Source organism: Rhizobium sp. KNZ14-9A (assembly GCF_056755015.1).
The window spans coordinates 3,759,200-3,780,794 of record NZ_JBPGXB010000002.1 but is presented as its reverse complement, the minus strand read 5'-3'; the positions used below and the strand labels follow the sequence as shown (position 1 = coordinate 3,780,794).

The following is a 21,595-nucleotide window of genomic DNA, read 5'->3' as shown; positions in this document are numbered from 1 at the left end:
AATGGGTCCCGATAGATATCAATTCGGGCTAAGGCATCTGAAGTCCGGTTCAATACTCCAGCTAAGCCAATACCGGATCGCGGGCTCGGAGAAGGCTGTGTGCGAATTCGGGACGGCGCCCCATACCTCGGAATCCGGAAGGTTCGACTGATTGCGGTATCGCGAAGTTAAGCTCGAAAGGTTCTCCGTCTTATTTTGAAATATCGTCTGCCCATTACCGCTTTGCTTTTGTATGTCTCGAACTAATACATGCTGCGTTATACCGTGATCTAGTTGAAATACCGCCCGCTAGTATGTTTCTTGTCGGAAATGCAACCATAAAGTGGCAAAAAATAAATATAACTTCGTGACAACTAACCCATTTGGGCCATTTCTTTCCTTTGAAATCCATATTACCATAATTAAGAAATGCCTAAAAGATAAGGCGGCCACATGCCTAGGGGCAATGTTCGTCGGCATGTAATACCCGCCATCGCGCCAATGGGAGTAGAAGCTCCTTGTTTGAGTATAGTGTAGCGCTAGGGGAGGCGTATATGTTCATGGTTGGGTCGGAAGTAGGAGATTCGGATCAGGCAAGAAGACTGGGTCCGAATGGAGAAACAGTCCTGGTAATCGCCAAGGCGGACTTGTTCTCCGAGTGCATGGTTGAGGCACTGGCAAAGAAATTCCCGAATTTTGATGTCGTAAGCGTATCGAGCGCGCAGTCCATATCCGAGAAGGATATTCACGACATGCGGCTTGTCCTGTTCTATCATGTCGCCGGCGCCGAGTTGCACGATGCGCTGCAGGTCGTTCGTGAAAACCGTCCGGACGCATCCATCGGCCTTGTCGTCGAAGCTATCGATATGATGGAGCCCTATATCAGCCGTCTTGTCGAGGCGCGTGTCGTCGATGGCGTCCTGCCGCTCAATCTGCGTCTGGATGTCTTCATGGCGGCAATCGATCTGCTGATGAAGGGCGGCGAACATTTTCCATCCGCGCTTCTGGGTCGTCTGTCCAACCGGGCAACGGCGCAGCTCGAGCCCTCGCTGTACCAGACGAAGTCCGTCGACGCAGCGCGCGCCAACGCGCTGAAGCTTCGCCGCAATAGCATGGCGGCTCTGACCACGCGCGAGGTACAGATTCTCGACCTCATCTGTAAGGGCACGCAGAACAAGATCATCGCCGACAAACTTCACCTGTCCGAAAACACGGTGAAGGTTCACGTCCGCAATATCTATAAGAAGATGAATGTGAGAAATCGCACTGAAGCGGCCTCACGTTTCTTCAACGATACGTCGGACAGTGGCGATCTCTCTGGCAGATGGCCGCACTAGGCCATCAATCCATCCGGGACGAGCGGGCAAAGCAGTGTGATTTCTGGCCGAAACCGCTCGGCGAACAGATGTAAGGCGCGGAACCGGGATAGACCGCGGCGCTCACTTTAGCCGAAGCGGTCTTCGGTTCGGCAGCATAGGCGAAGTCCTTCGCGGCATGTGGCACGCTTGCCACAACGACATTCTTCTCCGTGCTTCCCACGATCGCGGTATCGACGACCGCACATGAGATCGGTCCGATGGCCGAGAGAACGATCGTCGCAGCCAAAGCTAGAGAGCTGAAGCTGCATGGCGCTCTGCCATGCATGCGATCATGAGTCGTCATTAAAAAACCCTCTCTATCATCAGGGCAATAGCGACGCGCCCTCGCACACCAATGGCTGGCCACTCCTTATATTGGCTTCATTGACTGAAGCTGGAGCGGCCGGACAGAAAGCATGGCACCATAGTCATTGAGAGGGATTAATCAAGCAAATTCCGAAGTTTAATACTATAGCTATTTAGAATTGCTCCCGTGTTTTGAAGTTGACCTTCACTGATATCCTCTTATCATTTTGAGCATAGGTACAATTATCCGAAGAATAACCGAGTCGGTTATTTCATAGATACCACTTCGCGTTGAAGTTATCGAGGCGGATCAAGAGGGAGCCTAAAGTATAGAAGGGTCTATGAAGACCACACGACATGGGAAGGAATTTGTAGTGCGTAGTATTCCCACCGAAGGATATTCAGGATCTGCATTCGCATCGCCACGCCAGGAGTCAAAAACCGTGCTGGTCAACGGAGGCGCCGGTTTCCTGGGTTCCCATCTTTGCGAGCGACTTCTCGAGCGCGGCCATCAGGTCATCTGTCTCGACAATTTCTACACCGGCCGCCACGTCAATATCGAGCATCTGCTGCAGAATGCCCGTTTTCGGCTTTTGGAACATGACGTGCGCCAGCCCTATGACGTCGAGGCTTCCGTCATCTTCAACTTTGCTTCGCCAGCCTCGCCGCCGGACTATCAGCGTGATCCCGTCGGCACCTTGCTGACCAATGTGCTTGGAGCCGTCAATACGCTCGATGCAGCCCGCCGCAGCGGCGCAACGGTCGTCCAATCCTCGACTTCGGAAGTCTATGGGGATCCGCACGAGAATCCGCAGCGCGAAACCTATTTCGGCAATGTCAACCCGATCGGTCCGCGCGGCTGCTACGACGAGGGCAAGCGGTCAGCCGAAACCCTGTTCTTCGATTATCACCGCAAGTATGGCGTCGATATCAAGGTTGGCCGGATCTTCAATACCTATGGCCCGCGTATGCGCCTTGATGATGGACGCGTCGTATCCAATTTCATCGTCCAGGCGCTCTCCAACACCGACATAACGATCTACGGGGATGGCCGGCAGACCCGCTCCTTCTGCTATGTCGACGATCTCGTCGCTGGTTTCCTGCGTTTCGCCGATGCCGGCGAACACTGCGTCGGTCCGATCAATCTCGGCAATCCGGCGGAGATCACTGTGCGGGATCTGGCCGAAATCGTCCTTGATCTGACCAATTCGCGCTCGCGCATCATTTACCTGCCGGCCGTGGCAGACGATCCGCAGCAGCGCCGTCCGGATATTTCCAGAGCCAGAGAAGAGTTGAACTGGTGGCCGACGACGGAGCTGAAGACCGGGCTGAAGCGTACGATAGCCTATTTCGATGCGCTGCTTGCCCGCAAGGAAGTGGTGGAGGCCGTATGAGATGCCACGCTACATCCTGGTTACGGGTGGCGCCGGCTTCATCGGCAGCCACATCTGCAAGGCGCTTGCGTGTGCCGGAATGGTTCCGGTCACCTATGACAATCTTTCCACCGGACATATCGACAGCGTCCGGTGGGGCCCGCTGATCCAGGCGGATATCGCCGATGGCGCAAGGTTGCGGCATGTCATGGCCGAGTATTCGCCGGATTGTGTCATCCATTGCGGTGCCAACGCCTATGTCGGTGAATCCGTCGAAAAGCCGAGCATCTATTATCGCAACAATGTCATCGGCAGCCTGTCGCTGCTGGACGCCTGTCTCGATTGCGGTATCGACAGGATCGTCTTTTCCAGCAGCTGCGCGACCTACGGCATTCCCGAGATGCTGCCGATCGGCGAGAAAACGCCGCAACAGCCGGTCAATCCTTATGGCAGAACCAAACTGATCTTCGAAATGGCACTGGAGGATTATGCGGCCGCCTATGGTATCCGCTTCGCCGCACTCCGTTACTTCAACGCGGCCGGCGCCGATCCGGAAGGCCAGCTTGCCGAGCGGCACTATCCCGAAACCCATCTGATCCCGCGCGCTCTTCTCGCCGCAAGCGGCCGGATCGAGAGCCTCGACATTTTCGGCACCGATTATTCGACGGATGACGGCACCTGCGTCAGGGATTACATCCATGTCAGCGATCTTGCCCAGGCGCATCTCGCCGCGGTTCGTCACCTTCTGGTCGGCGGCAATTCCTTGAGCCTCAATCTGGGTTCCGGCCGCGGCACGTCGGTCGGCGAGATCCTTAATGCCGTCAAACGAAAGACCGGCCACAGGGTGCCGATCCGTTGTCAGCCGCGCCGCGCTGGCGATCCGCCTGTGCTTTTCGCCGATACGAAAAGGGCTCGCCTGGAGCTCGACTTCATGCCGACGCTTTCGGATATCGATACGATCATCCGCACGGCTGGCCCGACCTTCGGACTGGAGGTGATCGCATGAGCACCAGAGCCGAAATCGACCACGCACATCAGTCTTCTGCCGCCAAATCCGAGATGTTCGAGCCTGTCTTTACCGGCTGGAATCGAGCCGCTTATGGTCTTGGCATCGTCTGCTGGCTGGCAGCACTCGCTTACTTCTGGCTCTGGTGGGCTGAGCCCACTCATGTCGTTTCATGGCCGTCATTCCTGCTCGTCACCCTCATCCTTGCCTGGGTCACCCTGATACCGGCCTATTTCATCCTGATCTTTCTGGATGCGCGGCAGGTCAGATCATCCGCCGACCTGCCAAAGGGCCGCGTCGCGATGGTGGTCACCAAGGCACCGTCCGAACCTTTCGCCGTCGTGCGCAAGACGCTTCTTGCGATGCTCGATCAGAAGGGTGTCGAGTTCGATGTCTGGCTCGCCGATGAAGATCCGTCCGAGGAGACCAAGAGATGGTGCGGGCAGCATGGTGTCATGATCTCAACCCGCAAGGGCGTCAGCGAATATCACCGCCCCGTCTGGCCGCGCCGCACGCGCTGCAAGGAAGGCAATCTCGCCTATTTCTATGATCACTTCGGCTATGAACGCTATGATTTCGTCGCCCAGTTCGATGCCGATCATGTGCCGACGCCGACTTATCTTCGCGAGGTCCTGCGGCCCTTCGCCGATCCCGAAGTCGGCTATGTCTCGGCACCCAGCATCTGCGATGCCAATGCGGCCGAAAGCTGGGCCGCCCGCGGCAGGCTCTATGCCGAAGCGAGCCTGCATGGTTCGCTGCAGGCAGGATACAATAATGGCTGGGCGCCGCTCTGCATCGGCTCGCACTATGCCGTTCGCACGGCCGCCTTGAGGAAGATCGGCGGGCTCGGTCCCGAGCTTGCGGAAGATCATTCGACCACGCTGATGATGAATGCCGGCGGCTGGCGCGGGGTCCATGCGGTCAATGCCATCGCCCATGGCGACGGGCCGGCGACCTTTGCCGATCTGGTGGTGCAGGAATTCCAGTGGTCCCGCAGCCTAGTGACCATCCTCCTGCATCATTCTCGCCGGCATGTCGCCCGGCTGCCGCTGAAGTTGAAGTTCCAGTTCCTGTTTTCGCAGCTCTGGTATCCGTTGTTTTCGACTTTCATGGCAGTGATGTTCCTGCTGCCGGTCGCAGCCCTGCTCACCGGCCATGTCTTCGTCAACGTCACCTATCCGGCATTCCTGCTGCATTCTCTGCCGCTTTCGATCGTGCTGACGGTATTCGCCATCTTCTGGCGCGCATCAGGCACATTCAGGCCATACGATGCAAAGCTCTTTGGCTGGGAAGGGGTGGTTTTCATCCTGCTGCGCTGGCCTTGGTCGCTTGCCGGCACCCTCGCTGCCGCACGCGATCACGTGACCGGTTCCTTCGTGGATTTCCGCATCACTCCGAAGGGTGATCAAGGACAGCGCAAACTGCCGGCGCGGATAATGGCACCATACATCGCACTATTGGGCATTTGTGCTGCGGCCATGGCTTTTGCTGCCGATGGCGATGGTGCGCGTGGCTTCCAGATCTTCGCGGCGATCAACCTGTTGATTTATGTATCGCTCGTAATCCTGGTTGTCGTCCGTCACACAGTGGAGAACGGTCAGTCCCTTTTGCCGCAAGTATACGGCCTGCGGTTTACCGCCTCCGCCGGTCTCGTCGCCTGCCTGGTCGGCGGGGCGCAACTCGGCAACCACGGGCTAGCTGCCATGGAAGCGCTTTCGCACGGCCAGCCCTTCGTCACCTTTACCGAGTTGCAATTTGCTGTGGCGGGTGCAGGGCTCGGCGGAGGCAAGACCAGGATCGTGAAATTCCGTCTCAAATGGCACGGTTTTGAAGCCGGCCGTGAACGAAGGGATGGTGGGGAGAGCAGAAATGCGTGAGGAGGATAAAATGAGCATGACAATACGATTGACGGGAGGAGTGCTGGCTCTGTGCCTCGGCCTCATCCTCCCGATGGGTGCGCTCGCATCAGAAAAGACGAAAGCACCGACGCCGACGCCGCTGAGTGCCGGCGAACTCTACGTCATCTACGCCGACAAGACCTGGACCTGGGACACGGGTGGCGGACGTTTCATTGGCGAGGGTAGGCATTTCGTCGCCTGGGTCGACAATGGCGGCAAACAGTCTTTCGCCGAGGGCCGCTGGGTCGTCGATGATCTCGGTCAGATGTGCATGCGCGCGACCTGGACCAATAATGAGGGGGCGGCACGTGCCAGTACCTGCTTCGGCCACCGCAAGATCGGCAACACGATCTATCAGCGGCGTCAGCCGAGCGGGGACTGGTACGTGTTCCGGCACGCTTCCACGAAAGCCGATGATGAGTTCCGGAAGCTGGTTCCGGCAGACACGGTGAGCTTGAAAGCCAAAGAGCTGAAGCAGGTTCTCGCGACCAATAAATAGCCGAAGGGGAGGAAAAGACTATGAAAACTCTGGCGAAGAAAATCTCGACGGCAACAATCGCGATGCTTCTGCTCGGCGTTGCCGATCTGTCGCACCGAAGTGAGGCGCAGAACGCCGCCGTCATGAATGCGGGTGCCCAGACGATCACCGACAAGACGATCACCGACAAGCGGCCCGCCATTCATGCCAATGGCATCAAGTTTGGTGCCTACGACCCGCATGGCGATTTCGGCGCGCAGCAGAGCGTGACGACAGAGCACCTCTTCCTTCCATGGGAGGACGTCGATCTCGAAACGCTGCGTGTGGCGGATGCCTATGCGCTGGCAAGAGGCCGCAACCTGCTGATCACGGTGGAACCCTGGTCGTGGGATGTGGACTGGCGGCTGACGTCAGATGAACTTCGCTGGAAGCTGTTTCACGGCGACTACGATGCGAATATGCGGGCAATTGCCAGGATGATCGCCCAGTTGAAAAGCCCTGTCATCGTCCGCTGGGGACAGGAAATGGAAGACGACTCCGGCCGCTTTTCGTGGTCCGGCTGGAATCCTTCTGAATATATAACCGCCTACAGGCGCATGATGGATATCGTGCGGCAGGAGGCGCCCGATACGAAACTCATGTGGTCGCCGAAGGGACAGGCGGGCCTTAATGCTTATTATCCAGGCGACACCTATGTCGACTTCATCGGCCTCTCGGTCTTCGGTTTGGAACCTTACGACCGGATCGTTCACAACGGGCCGCGAACTTTTTCCGAGGCGCTGAGGCCGGGTTACGACCTCGTCGCCCAGTATCACAAGCCGGTCTGGGTGGCTGAACTCGGCTATGAGGGCAGTGATGGATACATCAAGCCGTGGATGGAAACAGCAACGCTCAAGCAGAGTGATTTTCCGGAGCTGCAGGAAGTCGTCTACTTCAATGACCGAGACGTACACACCTGGCCGTTCAATCTCGGCCGGCCCGATTGGCGGGTTATTGAAGACGCGAGCAACTAGGCTGGGGTCAAAAGAAAGGCCCGCCGATGGCGGGCCTTTGTCGGTATATGCGGGATATGATCAACCCTTGATGGTGGCCTTGCCGGTTTCGACGAGCTTGGCTGCGGCATCGGCTACTGAGATTCGCTCGAAGGCGAGCTCATCGCAGGTCGGACGAAGAACACGCTGGTCGAATTCGGTCGCGCCCATCGGTACTGGCCGCGGATATTCGCCGACCTGATCCTTGAGCAGATTGACGTATTTGACCGTTTCCTGCTCCGTCGGGTTGAGCTGCGGCAGTATAGCTTCACGAACCGCCGGCGACATCGGCACGCCACGTTCCACACCGAGAATCTTGCCGGCTTCCGGATCGTTGACGAAGAAACTGATGAACTTTGCGGCGGCTTCGCCCTGCTTGGTCGTGGCACCCACGCTCCAGATCAGTGCCGGGCGATAATAGTGACCGGACGGGCCCCCCTTCTTCTCGCGTGGCAGCATGGTGATGCCGAGCTTGTTCTTGATGATAAGCTGATAACCAACCATCTGGTTGGAATAGGCCATGCCGATCACCGATTTGCCAAGGCCGAGGCAATTGGTGTCGATGGTGTTCTGGTCAAGCGTCTGAACGTCGGCGGCGACGGTGCCGCCCGCCTTGCGCAGCTTTTCCCAGTAGTCGAACCATTCCTTGGCGTCGTCGACCGTGAAGCCGAGGCCGACACCCTCCTTGGCGAAGAGGCTCTTGCCGCGCTGGCGCAGCCAGGCGTCGAAGACATAATTGTAACGCGCCGCATAGGGGCCGCCACCCTTGCCGGAGGCTTTGGCGAGTTCCACGGCAAGCTTGGCATACTCATCCCAGGTGAGATCGGGCGTCGGCAGCGGAATACCCGCCTTTTCGAATTCGACGGTATCGAAGAACATCGCGAAGGAATTGAGCCCGAGGCCGACACCGTAGAGCTTGCCGTCGACGGTGGTGAGCTTCAGCATATCGGCGCCGAAGCTGTCGACCTTGAGCGTCGAAGGTACGAATTCATCGAGCGGCAGGCAGGCGCCGCGCTTGGAATAGTCGGAGATCGTGCCCGGCTCCAGCTGGAAGACATCTGCGATCGCGCGGCCGGCCATCTGCGTTGCGAGCTTCGTCCAGTAGCCGTCGCCCGAAAGCGACTCGCCGACAATAGTGACACCCGGTGTCTTCGACTGATAGAGTTTGGCAACATCCAGTGTGCGCTTGGCACGGTCGTTGGAACCCCACCACATGGCGCGAAGCGAAGCGTCCTCGGCAAATGCGGGGATCGAGCTGCCAGCGCCAAAGGCAAGGCCGGCCGCGGCACCCGCGGTTCCCATCAAGAATGAACGGCGATTGACCTGCATTGATTTCCTCCTGTGTCCGATGCCCGGTGCCATCCTCCAATGGTCTTTCCAGGCGTGCCGGAGGCTAGAGTACGCAAAAAATTTCTCTTTGCAAGAATTTATGATTATCTTGCAAATTTGCGTAATTTGCATAATCTTTGCCACATGAACGAGATTAAAATGAATGAGATCAAGACCAGGCGACCGCGACAGGCCGATATTGCCAGTCTGGCCGGTGTTTCGGTTTCCACGGTATCGCGGGTGCTCGCCAATGAACCGGGCATCAGCGAAAGCGTGCGGCGGCACATTTTGAAGGTCGCTGCCGAACATGGCTATCCGGTGAAGACTGTTTCGGAAAGCGTTCCGGGCGGGCTTGCCCTGATTGCCAGCGACGGGGCAACCGGTGGCCTCAGCGTCTTCTACGAATCGATTGTTGAGGGCCTTCGCGCCGGTGCCGCCGATGCCGGCATGCCTTTCGAAGTGCGGCTCGTGCGCGAGGACCGCACGACGCCTGATGTTGTCGGCGAATATATGCAGACGGCGGAAGCCGAAGGGCTTTTCCTCGTCGGCATCGATCCCAGCGATACGTTGCGGGCCTGGCTGGAAGAGACAGGAACACCGACCGTCCTCGTCAACGGTACCGATCCACGCCTGCGCCTCGATGGCGTCTCGCCCTCCAATTTCTTCGGCGCCTACGAGGCGACGAGCCGGCTCACGACAGCCGGTCATCGCCGTATCCTGCATCTCACCGGCTCGCATCGCCACACGATCCGCGAACGTGTGCGAGGATTCGAGGCAGCGATTGCCGCGATTCCCGGTGCCGAAGGCCGGCTCGTTCCGCTTACCTTCCAGGGCAGCGCCAGCCGCGAGGCGCATGAGCGCACGGTCGCGATGCTCGCGGAAGATCCCGGATACACGGCGGCCTTCTGCATGAATGATTTCATTGCCGTCGGCGTGCTTGAAGCCGTCACCGAAGCAGGCCTTCGCGTTCCCGAGGATTTCGCGATCGTCGGCTTCGATGACCTGCCCTGTGCCGTCATGACCAATCCCAGGCTTTCCACCATGCGCGTCGACCGCGCGGCGCTTGGCCGCGAGGCCGTCTCCCTTCTGATCTCCCGCTACCGCGACAGGACCGCGCCCGCCCGCCATATCTGCCAGGCGGTCGTTCCCGTTGCAGGAGGCACTGTTCCTGATACCGACAAGCTGTGAGTGATGCCGATGACCTATGATCCCGCCAGCGCCAATCCGCTCGCAGGCAATCCGCTGAAGACCCGCGCCGACATGATCCGCGCTGTCAACGATCTCTTCAATCCGCTGCTGCCCTTCTTCTCTGATGGAAATGCCCGTGTTCGCCTCGATGGCGCCGGCGCTCATTTCGACCGGGCCGCTGCTGATCTTGAAGGTTTCGCTCGTCCGCTCTGGGGTCTTGCACCGCTCGGCGCCGGCAAGAACGCTTTCGATCACTGGCACCGCTTTGCCGAAGGGCTTGCGAATGGCTGTGATCCGACCCATCCCGAATATTGGGGCACGGTCAATGCCCGCGACCAGCGCATGGTGGAGCTCGCCGCCCTCGGTTTTGCCCTGGCGCTGGTGCCTGACAAGATCTGGGAGCCGCTCGACAAGCGCTCTCGCGACAATATCATCGCCTATTTCAAGCATGTCCGGCAGTTCGACTATGCTGACAACAACTGGAAATTCTTCCGGATCTTCGTCGATATCGCTCTCGACCGCCTCGGCGCCGATTTCGATCGCAGTCTGACCAAGCAATATCTTGAGGAACTCGAAGGTTTCTACATTGGCGACGGCTGGTACCGTGACGGCAATATCCGCCGCATCGACCACTACATTCCCTTCGCAATGCATTTCTACGGCTTGATCTATTCCAAGCTGGTCGACGACGACTATGCCAAGCGTTATCGCGAGCGCGCCGTGCTCTTCGCCAAGGATTTCCGCCATTGGTTTGCGCCCGATGGCGCGACAATCCCCTTCGGCCGCAGCCTCACCTATCGTTTCGCCTGTGCCGGTTTCTGGTCGGCGCTCGCCTTCGCCGATCTGGAGGCGTTGCCTTGGGGCGAGGTCAAGCATCTCTGCCTCGAGCATCTGCGCTGGTGGCGGGACAAGCCGATCGCCAGCCACGATGGTGTTCTCTCCATTGGCTTCGGCTATCCGAACCTCTTGATGTCGGAGAGTTATAATTCTGCCGGCTCACCTTACTGGGCCTTCAAGGTCTTCCTGCCGCTCGCCATTGCCGAGGATCATCCCTTCTGGACCGCGGAGGAAAAGGCGCCTGAACAGACGCCGGAGGTCGTTCCGCAGCGTCATCCGGGCATGGTGGTCATGCGTGCCGGCAATGATGTCGTGGCGCTCTCGTCTGGCCAGGAAAACCTGCAGATGCGCTTCGGCACGGAGAAATATGCAAAATTCGCTTATTCTGCCTGCTACGGCTTCAGCGTCGAGGCTGACGAGCGAGCCTTCGCACTTGGCGCCTTCGATTCCGCGCTCGCCTTCAGCGATGACGGCCTGCATTACCGCGTCCGCGAAACCAATGAAGAAGCGAAGATCGCCGGCAACATCCTTTACTCCAGATGGTCAGCCTTCAAGGACGTGAAGGTCGAAACCTGGCTCGTGCCATCGGCCCCGTGGCATATCCGCGTCCACCGCATCACAACACCACGCCCGCTGCGGACCGCGGAAGGCGGCTTCGCGATTGCCAAACGCGATCTTGATGCGGACACGCTTTCGGCGGCCGAAGGCTCGGCCCATGCGATCGGCGAACTGGATTTCACCGGCATCGTCGACCTAGGTTCTTCGATCAAGAGAAGCGGCCTTGCCCAGAAGGCGCTGCCGAATACCAACTTGATCGTTGCCAAGACGCTCGTGCCCCAGCTCCGCGGTGAGATTCCGGCCGGCGAAACAATTCTGGTCACGGCTGTACTCGCGTTGAACGATCCGGCTGCCGTATCGGGGGCATGGACTACGCCGCCGAAAGCACCTGATATCGCTGCGCTCCGGAAGCTGGTCAGCGAGAAGGGCGTGACCGTCAGCGCCATCGAAGCGCCAGGACATATGCCATGAGCCGTGCTGCCATCGTCCTCGCCATGCAGCCTTCCCGCACGGAGCATGTGCTGCCCGAGGCGGTCCTTCGCCGGCTGGACGGCATCGGACGCCTGCTCGATGCCGAACCGCTTCAGCACTTCGACGACGAGCGGGCAAAGCGTCTGTTGTCCGAGGCGGAAATCCTCATCACCGGCTGGGGCGCGCCCTATGTCGGCCGCGAGGTTCTGGCGCGTGCGCCGAAATTGAAGCTCGTCGTTCATGCCGCGGGAACGGTGAAGGGCCTCGTCGATGCCGGCATTTTCGAGGCCGGCGTCGTCGTCAGCCATGCGGCCGAGGCCAATGCCGTGCCGGTCGCCGAATTCACGCTCGCCGCAATCATCTTTGCCGGCAAACATGTCTTCCGTTTCCGCGACCTCTATGTCGGCGACCGCCATCGTGATCGCACCCATCCGATGCAGCGTGAGGCCATCGGCAATTATCGCCGCACGGTGGGCATCATCGGTGCGTCACGCATCGGTCGCCGCGTCATCGATCTGCTGAAGCCCTTCGATTACAGGGTACTGCTCTTCGATCCGACCATCGATGCCGGTCAGGCGCGTGGAATGGGCGTGTACAAGGTGGAGCTCGACGATCTCATGCGTCATTCGGATATCGTCTCCCTCCACGCGCCATCACTGCCGTCCACCTACCATATGATCGATGCCGCAAAACTGGCGCTGATGAAGGATAGCGCGACGCTGATCAATACCGCGCGCGGCGCGCTGATCGATGAGGACGCTTTGCTTGACGTGCTGAAGACCGGCCGTATCGACGCTATTATCGATGTGACCGATCCCGAAATACCGGGACCGGAATCGGCATTTTACGATCTGCCCAACGTCTTCCTGACACCGCATATCGCCGGTGCTGTCGGCCTCGAGCGCAGCCGCCTCGGTGAAATGGCAGCGGATGAGGCCGAACGCTTCATCAAAGGCGAGCCCCTGCTTTACCGGCTCACCCTCGAAAACCTGGAAAATACCGCCTGAGGTGCCTTACGACGCCTTCAGCGAATTCGGCGAACCGTCATTGGCAAGCTCCGGCATCAGGTCGGAAATACTGACGACCTTGCCGGTGCGCGAGCTCGTCAGCGCCGCAATGCCGCAAAGCACGGACATGGCGCCGGCGCGGGTGCCGGCCCGCTGCGCGAGCTTGTCCTGCATGTCGGGCTTGAAGATCATGTTGCGCATCCGGTCGTCACCGCCGTAATGGCCGCCGGAGAAATGCGGCACCGTGATGCGCTCGACGGCCTCCTTGCCATGCGGGAAGCTGCGGATCAGCAGGATCGTATCTTCCTTCGGCTCTTCCCAAGGCTGTGCTTCATACTGGCGGATTTCGATACGGCCCTTGGTACCGTTGAAGGCGAGGTGATGGCCCTCGATCGGCTGGAACGTGTTCAGTGAATAGGAGACATGGACATTGTTTCGGTAGCGGATCGAAGCGACCATCGTATCGGGAATGTCGATGTCTTCGCGGAAGACACAGCCGTCGCGGAAATAGCCGTCGATCCTTGAGGGATCCTCATAGAGCGTGTCGAGGAAGGGATCCTTTTCGAGGTCGAGGTAATAATCGCATTCCTGCGTGTGCGGACAGAGCTTGCAACGCGGGCCGCGAAAGGGACCCGTGCGGCCGTAATTCTGCAGATCGGCAAAAGAGGTCACGGCGTCAGGATCGCTGTCGAGATACCAGTTCAGAAGGTCGAAATGATGCGTCGCCTTGTGAACGAAGAGGCTGCCGGAATTTTCCGTATAGGCGTGCCAGCGGCGGAAATAATCAGCGCCATGCTTGGTGTTGAGATACCAGTGGAAATCGACCGACGTAACGCGGCCGATTTCGCCGGAATTCAGGAGTTCCTTGATCTTCGCTGCCGTCGGCGCATAGCGATAGTTGAAGGAAACGTCGACCCGGCGGCCGGTGCGCTTTTCGGCATCCAGAATCCGGCGAATCTTCTCGACCGAGGTGGTCATCGGCTTTTCGGTGATGACGTCGATGCCGGATTCCAACGCCCTAACCACGATATCGTCATGCGTATGGTCGGGCGTGCAGACGATGACGAGATCCGGCTTCTGCTCTGTGAGCATCGAATCGATGTTTTCATAGAGTGGCGCATTGCTGCCGATCATGGTGCGGGCGCGCTCGCCGCGTAGCGAATTCTTCTCGACGATCGCAGTCAGGTCGACATGCTCGCGCCAGCCGGCCAAGAGATCCTTGCCCCACATCGTGGTGCCGCGGTTACCGGTGCCGATCAGGGCAAAACGGCGTTTCTCCATCGAATGATTCCTCCTTCATACGTGATGAAACGATTGGACTTTAGAGCAATTCCAGCAAAAGTGTGCAGCGGTTTTGCGTCCGGAATTGCGTTAAAACAAAGAGATAGAACATGTCCGTGTTTCGAAGAAAAACGGACATGCTCTAGAATCAGATTTGGCAGCAGCTCCTGAAGCGCTCGACGCAGGTGGCGATCACCTCGTCGGCGGGACGCTTCCACCAGTTCTCAGCCGAGAAGATTTCGACCTCCTGCGCGCCGAAGAAGCCGGCGGCTTCCACCATCCGTCTTATGCCTTTGAGATCGATGACGCCATCGCCCATCATGCCGCGGTCGAGCAGCATGTCCTTGGTCGGCACCAGCCAGTCACAGATGTGATGGGCAAAGATGCGCTTCATCCGTCCGGCGCGGGCGATCTGGTTGGCCAGATCGGGATCCCACCAGACGTGATAAACATCGACGGCGACGCCGACATCCTCGCCGAGTTGTTCGCACATATCGAGCGCCTGGCCGAGCGTGTTTACACAAGCCCGGTCGGCCGCATACATTGGATGCAATGGCTCGATCGCGAGCTTCACGCCCGAGGCCTGCGCATGCGGCAGCACGGCGGCAATGCCGTCGAACACCATCTGGCGGGCCGCGACGATATCCTTCGAACTATCAGGCAAACCGCCGACGACGAGCACGAGGCAATCGGCGGAAAACGCTGCCGCCTCGTCGATGGCGCATCTGTTGTCGTCGAGGTTCTTCTGCCAGTCGGCCTCGTTTGCCGCCGGAAAGAAGCCGCCGCGGCAGAGTCCGGTCAGCTTGATACCGTTCGACTTGACGATGCGCACTGCCTCGTCGAGGCCGGCCTTGGCGACCTGATCGCGCCAGGGCGCGATCGAGGTGATGCCGTGTTTCAGGCAGATATCGACGGCTTCGGCAAAGCCACATTGCTCGCGGATTGTCGCAAGGTTGATCGAAAGTCCTTCGACCTGCATGTCATTCCCCTCCCATTGCCATGCTGACGTTCAGTGAACGCCGTGGACGGCAAGCACCTGCTTCATGCGATCAGTTGCAAGGTCCGGATCGGCCAGAACCCGGGCCTTGTCGGCCAGGCGGAAAAGCTCCGCCAGATGCGTGAGCGAGCGCGTGCTCTGCTGGCCGCCGATCATTGTGAAATGATCCTGCAAGCCGTTGAGATAGGCGAGGAAGACGACGCCGGTCTTGTAAAAGCGGGTCGGCGCTTTGAAGATGTGGCGCGACAGCGGAACTGTCGGCTCGAGCAGATCGAAGAATTCGTGGTTGCTCTTACGGCCAAGCGCGTCGAGTGCGGCCGAAGCCGCAGGCGCGATGGCGTCAAAGATGCCGAGCAGCGCATCCGAATGGCCCTGCTCGTCGCCGGCAATCAGTTCGGCATAGTTGAAATCATCGCCAGTGTACATGCGCACGCTCTTCGGCAGCTGCCGGCGCATCGTGACTTCCTTCTCCTTGGAAAGAAGTGAGATCTTGATACCGTCGACCTTGGCGGCATTGGCTTCGATCACCTGCAGGCAGGTTTCCATCGCCTTCAGATGGTCGCCATTGCCCCAATATCCCTGAAGCGCCGGGTCGAACATTTCGCCGAGCCAATGGATGATGACAGGTTCTTTTACCTGGCGAAGAATGCGGTCATAGACCCTGACATAGTCATCCGGCCCCTTGGCGGCGGCGGCCAGTGCCCGGCTTGCCATCAGGATGATGCGACCGCCGGCAGCTTCCACCGTTTCGATCTGCTCTTCATAAGACCTAATGATCGTATCGATGGTCACGTCGGGGCCGGGCGTCAGATGGTCGGTGCCGGCGCCGCAGGCAATCAGCGCGTCCTTGCGTCCGGCTGCTTCGCCAAGCGCGCGGCGGACCAGCTCACGGGCTTCCGGCCAGCCGAGGCCCATGCCGCGCTGTGCAGTATCCATCGCCTCGGCCACGCCGAGGCCGAGGTCCCAAAGCCGATGGCGGAAGGCAAGCGTCCGTTCCCAGTCGATCGCCGGTGTCAGCCACGGATCATTGTCGGCGAGCGGATCGGCCACGACATGGGCGGCGGCAAAGGCGATACGCGGGAAGCTCTTGGCTTCCCGCTTCGTGAGTTCGATCGGCGTGCCGGTCAGTGTATAAGGAGCGATCTTGCCGTCGAGGGGGAGATTGATCGTCGTCACGGCTCAGAACTCCAGCGTGGGAACGTCGAGCCAGCGGCGCTCGGCCCAGGATTTCAGGCCGAGTTCTGCAAGCTGCACGCCCTTGGCGCCGGCTTCCAGGCCGTAGGGCCAGGGAGCATCTTCGACGACGTGGCGAATGAACATTTCCCACTGCGCCTTGAAGCCGTTGTCGAAGACCTGCGTATCCGGCACTTCGTCCCAGGTCTTGTAGAAGTCGATGGTCTGCGGCTGGTCAGGATTCCAGACAGGCTTCGGCGTATTGACGCGGTGCTGGCTCCAGCACTTGGTGAGGCCGGCAACGGCCGAGCCATGCGTGCCGTCCACCTGGAAGGTCACGAGGTCGTCGCGACGAACGCGTACGGCCCAGGAGGAATTGATCTGCGCGATCGCGCCGCCTTCCAGCTCGAAGGTCGCATAGGCGGCATCATCGGTGTCGCAATTATAGGGCTTGCCCTGTTCGTCGATACGGCTGGGAATATGGGTCGCGCCCAGGCAGGAAACGGCCTTCACCTCACCGAAGAGATTGTCGAGCACATAGCGCCAGTGGCAGAGCATATCGAGAATGATGCCGCCGCCATCGGCCTTGCGATAATTCCAGGACGGGCGCTGCGCCGGAACGCCCCAGTCGCCTTCGAAGACCCAGTAGCCGAATTCGCCGCGCACTGAGAGGATCTTGCCGAAGAAGCCAGAATCGCGCAGCAGCGCCAGCTTGCGCAGGCCAGGCAGGAACAGCTTGTCCTGTACCACGCCGTGCTTGAGGCCCGAAGCACGCGCCTTGCGCGCAAGGTCGATCGCGACCTGCAGATCGTCGGAAATCGGCTTTTCGCAATAGACATGCTTGCCGGCATCGAGCGCCTTGGTGAGAAGCTCGGCGCGCATCAGCGTCGTGCCGGCATCGAAGAAGATGGTGTCATCGGGATTGGCGAGCGCGGCATCCAGATCGGTCGACCAGCGCTTGATATTATGCTTGCGGGCAAGCTCCTCCATCTTCGCGCCGTTACGGCCGACGATGATTGGATCGATTTCCAGTTTTTCGCCTGATTTCAGCGTGATGCCGCCTTGATCGCGGAAGGCCAGGATCGACCGAACGAGGTGCTGGTTGTAGCCCATACGGCCGGTAACGCCGTGCAAAATGATCCCCAAACGTGCCATTGTTCCCTCCCTGGAAGCTTTTATGCGTCGGGAGCGGGCAGCCGGGCCCGGCCCTCCCGAGCCGGTAACTAAACAGTTACTTGATGGCAGAAGAGGAATATTGCTGTCAATAGCCAATTCGGTTTTTTGAAAATCAGCGCTTTATCGAGGCGAGCGTGACGTGAACGATATGTCGTTCCCAGGCTTCGAGATTGGCAGGCGTAATGAGATCGCGGCCGAAGATCGTGGAAAGCGTGTACTGGTTGGAGAGGTAGAAATAGCCGAGCGAGGCGATCGTCAGATAGACATGCAGCGGGTCGGCGGTCTCGATGAAGACTCCCGCCTTCTTGCCTTCTTCCAGCACCTGCGAAAGCTCGCCGATCAGATGCGAATGTAATTCCTTGAGCCGCACGGACTGGCGCAGCCAGCGGGCGCGATGCAGGTTTTCCGTGCCGAGCAGGCTGAGGAACTCCGGATGCTGCAGGAAGTAGCGCCAGGTGAAGAGGGCAAGTTCCCCAATGCCCTCCTCAGGGCTGCGGGTGCCGATGTTCAGTGCGCGCTCGGCGGTGCGGATGCTGACATAGGCTTCCTCAAGCACACGCAGATAGAGCTGCTCCTTGTCGCCGAAATAGTGATAGAGCATGCGCTTGTTGGTGCCGGCGCGCTCGGCGATGGAATCGACACGCGCGCCACCCATGCCGTTTTCGGCAAATTCCCGCGTCGCGGCTTCAAGTATGGCCGCACGGGTACGCTCCGGATCGCGTTGGGCGGTTCGCTCGGCGGACGGGCGCTTGATTTTCTTTTTTGCGCTCTCCCCGGTGTCGTTCATCAGATTTCCCCTATTTTCCCATGTTGCGCTCATAAAGCTTAAGCGGAAGAATGTAAAAACCCGAATTTGCAAACGCAACCGGGCCACCAACACCGCTTGACAGCCCGGAGGCTTTGAACATAGCTTGTAACCAATTAGTTATTTGTTGCAAGATAGCTAGTTGGGAAGCGTGTGGAGGCGCTTCCTATTGGGAGGAGGAAAACCAATATGTCTTTTCGTGTAAGCAGACGTAATTTCATGGCGGGCGGAGCAACGCTCCTTTCGCTTTCGGCGCTCGGAAACAGCGCTTTCGCGCAGGAGAACCGCTTGCGCCTCATCTGGTGGGGCTCTCAGCCGCGCGCTGACCGCACCAACAAGGTCTCCGACCTTTTCAAGGCGAAGAACAGCGGTGTTTCGATCACCGGCGAATTCCTCGGATGGGCTGATTACTGGCCGCGTCTGGCCACACAGGTGGCTGGCCGCAACGCCCCCGACGTCATCCAGATGGACTACCGCTATATTGTCGAATACGCCCGGCGCGGCGCTCTTGCCCCGCTGGAATCCTATATGCCGTCGAAGCTGCAGATCGATGATTTCGATCCGGCACAGATCGAAGGCGGCAAGGTCGATGGCCACCTGTACGGTGTCAGCCTCGGCGCGAATTCGGCGGCCACGGTCATCAACACCGTCGCCTTCCAGGAAGCCGGCATCGATGTGCCGACGAACAAGACGACCTGGGAAGAATTCGGCAAGATCGGTGCTGAAATCACCAAGGCCGGCAAGCGCAAGGGCTATTTCGGCTTTGCTGATGGCAGCGGCGGCGAACCGCTCTTCGAAAACTATGTACGTCAGCGCGGCAAGGCGCTGTACACGGCCGATTCGAAGATCGCTTTCGGCGCGGACGACGCCGCGGAATGGTTCGACATGTGGGCCAAGTTCCGTGAAGCTAAAGCTTGCGTAACGCCTGACATTCAGGCGCTCTATAAGGATACGATCGACACCAGCCCGCTGACCCTCGGCAAGGCTGCCTGCGATTATGCTCACTCCAACCAGTTCGTTGGCTATCAGGCGATGGTCAAGGACAAGTTGATGCTCAGCAACTACCTGCGGATCAAGCCGGACTCGAAGGGCGGCCATTACCGCAAACCTTCGATGTTCTTCTCCGTCTCTGCACAGTCGAAGGTGATCGATCAGGCTGTCGATTACGTCAACTTCTTCGTCAAGAACCCCGATGCCGCCAAGATACTCGATGTCGAGCGCGGCATTCCGGAATCGAAGGCGATGCGCGAAGTCGTCGCCGGCAAGCTCGATGAAACCGGCAAGATCCCGCTCGAATATGTCGCCGGTCTCGGCGATCTCGCCGGCCCGCTTCCGCCCCCGCCGCCGACCGGCGCCGGCGAAGGCCAGGTCGTGCTGCGCACCATCTCGGAGCAGGTGGCCTTTGGCCAAGTCACTCCGGCTGATGCAGGCAAGCAGCTCGTGGATGAAATCACGCGAATTCTCGCGCGGGGTTAATCTTATATGACCAATGCGATGCGCACGTCCGCAGGGACGGTAACCGTGGAAAGATATCAGGGAGTAAAGGCTGACGGACGCTTCCGGCGCCTGTGGAATGCCAATGCTCCCGGCTATCTCTTTCTGCTTCCGTGGCTGGTAGGCTTCTTCGGCCTGACACTCGGCCCGGCCCTGATTTCGCTCTACCTCTCCTTCACCGACTTCGACATGTTGAGGGCGCCGGGATGGGTAGGGGCCGCAAATTACGTGCGCATCGCCACGGCCGATCCGAAATTCGCATCGGCCATGTCCGTCACGCTGACCTACGTCGTGCTGTCGGTTCCCTTCAAGCTGACCTTCGCCCTGCTCGTCGCACTTGCCCTGAACCGGGGTCTGCGTGGCCTGCCGATCTATCGTGCGATCTTCTACCTTCCGTCCCTTCTCGGCGGCAGCGTCGCGATTGCCGTGCTGTGGCGCCAGCTCTTTGCCAGCGATGGCCTCGTTAACGCCGCGCTCGCACAATTCGGTATCGTCGGCCCGAGCTGGATCTCGCATCCGAGCTATTCGATCTATACGCTGGTGGCTCTCTCCGTCTGGCAGTTCGGCTCGCCGATGATCATCTTCCTGGCCGGCCTGCGGCAGATCCCGCAGGATATGTATGAGGCAGCAAGCCTCGACGGCGCCTCGAAATTCCGCCAGTTCTACAAGATCACCCTGCCGCTTCTCACACCTGTGATCTTCTTCAATGCTGTCGTTCAGACGATCGATGCCTTCAAGGCTTTCACACCCGCCTTCATCATTTCCGGCGGTACGGGCGGTCCGATCAATTCGACGCTGTTCTACACGCTCTATCTCTATCAGGAAGCCTTCGGCAATTTCCGCATGGGCTATGCCTCGGCGCTCGCCTGGATCCTCGTGGTGATCATCGCGATCTTCACCGCCTTCTCCTTCCTGACCTCGCGCTACTGGGTGCACTACGATGACTGAGATGACCGCTTCCGTCACCGCGGCCAGGCCGCCATCGGACATCACCAAACGCAGCCTCCCGGCTTCGATTATCATCCATGCGCTGCTGATCGCCGCCTCGCTGCTGATGCTCTATCCACTTCTGTGGATGGTGTCGGCATCGGTCAGGCCGGAAAACGAAATCTTCTCGTCGACCTCGCTCATCCCATCGTCGGTCGATTTTTCCTCCTATGTGCGCGGCTGGACCGGCCTCGACATCACCTTTGGCCGCTTCTTCTGGAATTCCCTCGTCATCTCGCTGCTTGTAGTGGCGGGCAATGTCATCGCCTGTTCGCTGACGGCCTTCGCCTTCGCGCGGCTGCGGTTTGCCGGCCGGAACTTCTGGTTCGCGATCATGCTCGGCACGCTGATGATCCCCTATCACGTGACGCTCATCCCGCAATATGTGCTCTTCCTCGATCTCGGCTGGGTCAACACCATCCTGCCGCTGGTCGTGCCGAAGTTCCTGGCCAGCGACGCCTTCTTCATTTTCCTCATGGTGCAGTTCTTCCGCGGCATCCCGCGCGAACTCGATGAAGCGGCGATGATGGATGGCTGCAGCGCTTGGCGCATCTATTGGAAGATCATGCTGCCGCTGTCGCTGCCGGTTCTGGCGACAGCCGCCATCTTCTCCTTCATCTGGACCTGGGACGATTTCTTCGGTCCGCTGATCTACCTCAACGACATGAACACTTACACGATCCAGCTCGGCCTGCGCACTTTCGTGGACTCCACCAGCGCATCGGACTGGGGCGGACTGTTCGCCATGTCGACGCTGACCCTCGTGCCCGTCTTCTTCTTCTTCTTGTTCTTCCAGCGCCTGCTGATCGAAGGCATCGCCACGACCGGCATGAAGCGTTGATGGGTCGGGCAGGAAAGCAAGA

At 59.2% G+C, this 21,595-nt stretch carries 18 protein-coding genes and 1 pseudogene; 12 read left to right on the top strand and 7 right to left on the bottom strand.

The window, feature by feature from the left end; all coding sequences use genetic code 11:
- Positions 1-533: 533 nt before the first annotated feature.
- Positions 534-1,316 (top strand): helix-turn-helix transcriptional regulator, encoded by a 783-nt coding sequence (locus ACR9ZQ_RS25595; RefSeq protein WP_113320451.1) that lies wholly within the window; start codon positions 534-536, stop codon positions 1,314-1,316.
- A gap of 4 nt (positions 1,317-1,320) precedes the next feature.
- Here ACR9ZQ_RS25595 and ACR9ZQ_RS25590 read toward each other — a convergent pair whose 3' ends face one another.
- Positions 1,321-1,641, bottom strand: coding sequence for a hypothetical protein (locus ACR9ZQ_RS25590; protein WP_113320452.1), 321 nt, complete (start codon positions 1,639-1,641; stop codon positions 1,321-1,323).
- Positions 1,642-2,017: 376 nt separating this feature from the next.
- On the opposite strand from ACR9ZQ_RS25590, the gene ACR9ZQ_RS25585 reads away from it, so the two are divergent.
- The 5 genes and pseudogenes from ACR9ZQ_RS25585 (at position 2,018) to ACR9ZQ_RS25565 (ending at position 7,411) form a co-directional block, all read left to right on the top strand.
- Positions 2,018-3,037, top strand: a complete 1,020-nt coding sequence (locus ACR9ZQ_RS25585) for a UDP-glucuronic acid decarboxylase family protein (RefSeq protein ID WP_310379986.1) — start codon at positions 2,018-2,020, stop codon at positions 3,035-3,037.
- 1 nt (position 3,038) lies between these two features.
- Positions 3,039-4,022, top strand: coding sequence for a UDP-glucose 4-epimerase GalE (gene galE / locus ACR9ZQ_RS25580; protein WP_481429007.1), 984 nt, complete (start codon positions 3,039-3,041; stop codon positions 4,020-4,022).
- Positions 4,019-5,899 carry a glycosyltransferase family 2 protein gene (locus ACR9ZQ_RS25575; protein WP_481429006.1) on the top strand — a complete coding sequence of 627 codons (1,881 nt, stop codon included), beginning with the start codon at positions 4,019-4,021 and terminating at the stop codon, positions 5,897-5,899. The genes galE and ACR9ZQ_RS25575 overlap by 4 nt, the downstream gene beginning before the upstream one ends.
- 10 nt (positions 5,900-5,909) lie before the next feature.
- Positions 5,910-6,432: pseudogene (locus ACR9ZQ_RS25570) on the top strand (DUF995 domain-containing protein); the annotation flags it as partial.
- A 7-nt stretch (positions 6,433-6,439) separates the two neighbouring features.
- Positions 6,440-7,411 carry a glycoside hydrolase family 26 protein gene (locus ACR9ZQ_RS25565; protein WP_481429005.1) on the top strand — a complete coding sequence of 324 codons (972 nt, stop codon included), beginning with the start codon at positions 6,440-6,442 and terminating at the stop codon, positions 7,409-7,411.
- A 60-nt stretch (positions 7,412-7,471) separates the two neighbouring features.
- On the opposite strand, the gene ACR9ZQ_RS25560 is transcribed toward ACR9ZQ_RS25565, so the two are convergent.
- Positions 7,472-8,758, bottom strand: a complete 1,287-nt coding sequence (locus ACR9ZQ_RS25560; protein WP_481429004.1) for an ABC transporter substrate-binding protein — start codon at positions 8,756-8,758, stop codon at positions 7,472-7,474.
- A 159-nt stretch (positions 8,759-8,917) separates the two neighbouring features.
- Between ACR9ZQ_RS25560 and ACR9ZQ_RS25555 the strand changes: the two genes are divergently transcribed.
- Genes ACR9ZQ_RS25555 through ACR9ZQ_RS25545 form a run of 3 tightly spaced genes read left to right on the top strand, consistent with a single transcriptional unit; the run spans position 8,918 to position 12,819 of the window.
- Complete coding sequence (locus ACR9ZQ_RS25555) at positions 8,918-9,946, top strand: LacI family DNA-binding transcriptional regulator (RefSeq protein WP_481429003.1); 1,029 nt, start codon at positions 8,918-8,920, stop codon at positions 9,944-9,946.
- Positions 9,947-9,955: 9 nt separating this feature from the next.
- A complete protein-coding gene (locus ACR9ZQ_RS25550) occupies positions 9,956-11,812 on the top strand; it encodes a DUF2264 domain-containing protein (RefSeq protein ID WP_481429002.1) in 1,857 nt (618 codons plus the stop codon).
- On the top strand, positions 11,809-12,819 hold the full coding sequence (locus ACR9ZQ_RS25545; protein WP_481429001.1) for a hydroxyacid dehydrogenase: 1,011 nt from the start codon (positions 11,809-11,811) through the stop codon (positions 12,817-12,819). The genes ACR9ZQ_RS25550 and ACR9ZQ_RS25545 overlap by 4 nt, the downstream gene beginning before the upstream one ends.
- Positions 12,820-12,825: 6 nt before the next feature.
- Here the strand turns inward: ACR9ZQ_RS25545 and ACR9ZQ_RS25540 are convergent, their stop codons facing one another.
- From ACR9ZQ_RS25540 to ACR9ZQ_RS25520, 5 genes are all read right to left on the bottom strand, one after another.
- Positions 12,826-14,100, bottom strand: a complete 1,275-nt coding sequence (locus ACR9ZQ_RS25540; RefSeq protein WP_481429000.1) for a Gfo/Idh/MocA family protein — start codon at positions 14,098-14,100, stop codon at positions 12,826-12,828.
- 148 nt (positions 14,101-14,248) lie between these two features.
- Complete coding sequence (locus ACR9ZQ_RS25535; RefSeq protein ID WP_481428999.1) at positions 14,249-15,079, bottom strand: sugar phosphate isomerase/epimerase family protein; 831 nt, start codon at positions 15,077-15,079, stop codon at positions 14,249-14,251.
- Positions 15,080-15,109: 30 nt separating this feature from the next.
- A complete protein-coding gene (locus tag ACR9ZQ_RS25530; RefSeq protein WP_481428998.1) occupies positions 15,110-16,273 on the bottom strand; it encodes a dihydrodipicolinate synthase family protein in 1,164 nt (387 codons plus the stop codon).
- Between the two features lie 3 nt (positions 16,274-16,276).
- Positions 16,277-17,425, bottom strand: a complete 1,149-nt coding sequence (locus ACR9ZQ_RS25525) for a Gfo/Idh/MocA family protein (protein WP_439016974.1) — start codon at positions 17,423-17,425, stop codon at positions 16,277-16,279.
- A 133-nt stretch (positions 17,426-17,558) separates the two neighbouring features.
- The gene (locus ACR9ZQ_RS25520) at positions 17,559-18,233 is read right to left on the bottom strand and encodes a TetR family transcriptional regulator (RefSeq protein WP_310379964.1); all 675 of its coding nucleotides are present in this window, start codon (positions 18,231-18,233) and stop codon (positions 17,559-17,561) included.
- A gap of 207 nt (positions 18,234-18,440) precedes the next feature.
- Here ACR9ZQ_RS25520 and ACR9ZQ_RS25515 point away from each other — a divergent pair, with 207 nt between their 5' ends.
- The 3 genes from ACR9ZQ_RS25515 to ACR9ZQ_RS25505 are packed head-to-tail and all read left to right on the top strand — an operon-like array spanning position 18,441 to position 21,573.
- Positions 18,441-19,727: an ABC transporter substrate-binding protein gene (locus tag ACR9ZQ_RS25515; RefSeq protein ID WP_310379962.1), complete on the top strand. Its 1,287-nt coding sequence runs from the start codon at positions 18,441-18,443 to the stop codon at positions 19,725-19,727.
- A gap of 6 nt (positions 19,728-19,733) precedes the next feature.
- Positions 19,734-20,693, top strand: a complete 960-nt coding sequence (locus tag ACR9ZQ_RS25510; RefSeq protein ID WP_007814102.1) for a carbohydrate ABC transporter permease — start codon at positions 19,734-19,736, stop codon at positions 20,691-20,693.
- Entirely contained in the window at positions 20,686-21,573 is an 888-nt protein-coding gene (locus ACR9ZQ_RS25505) for a carbohydrate ABC transporter permease (protein ID WP_376776552.1), read from the top strand. Before ACR9ZQ_RS25510 ends, ACR9ZQ_RS25505 begins: the two co-directional genes overlap by 8 nt.
- The last annotated feature ends 22 nt before the right edge of the window (positions 21,574-21,595 follow it).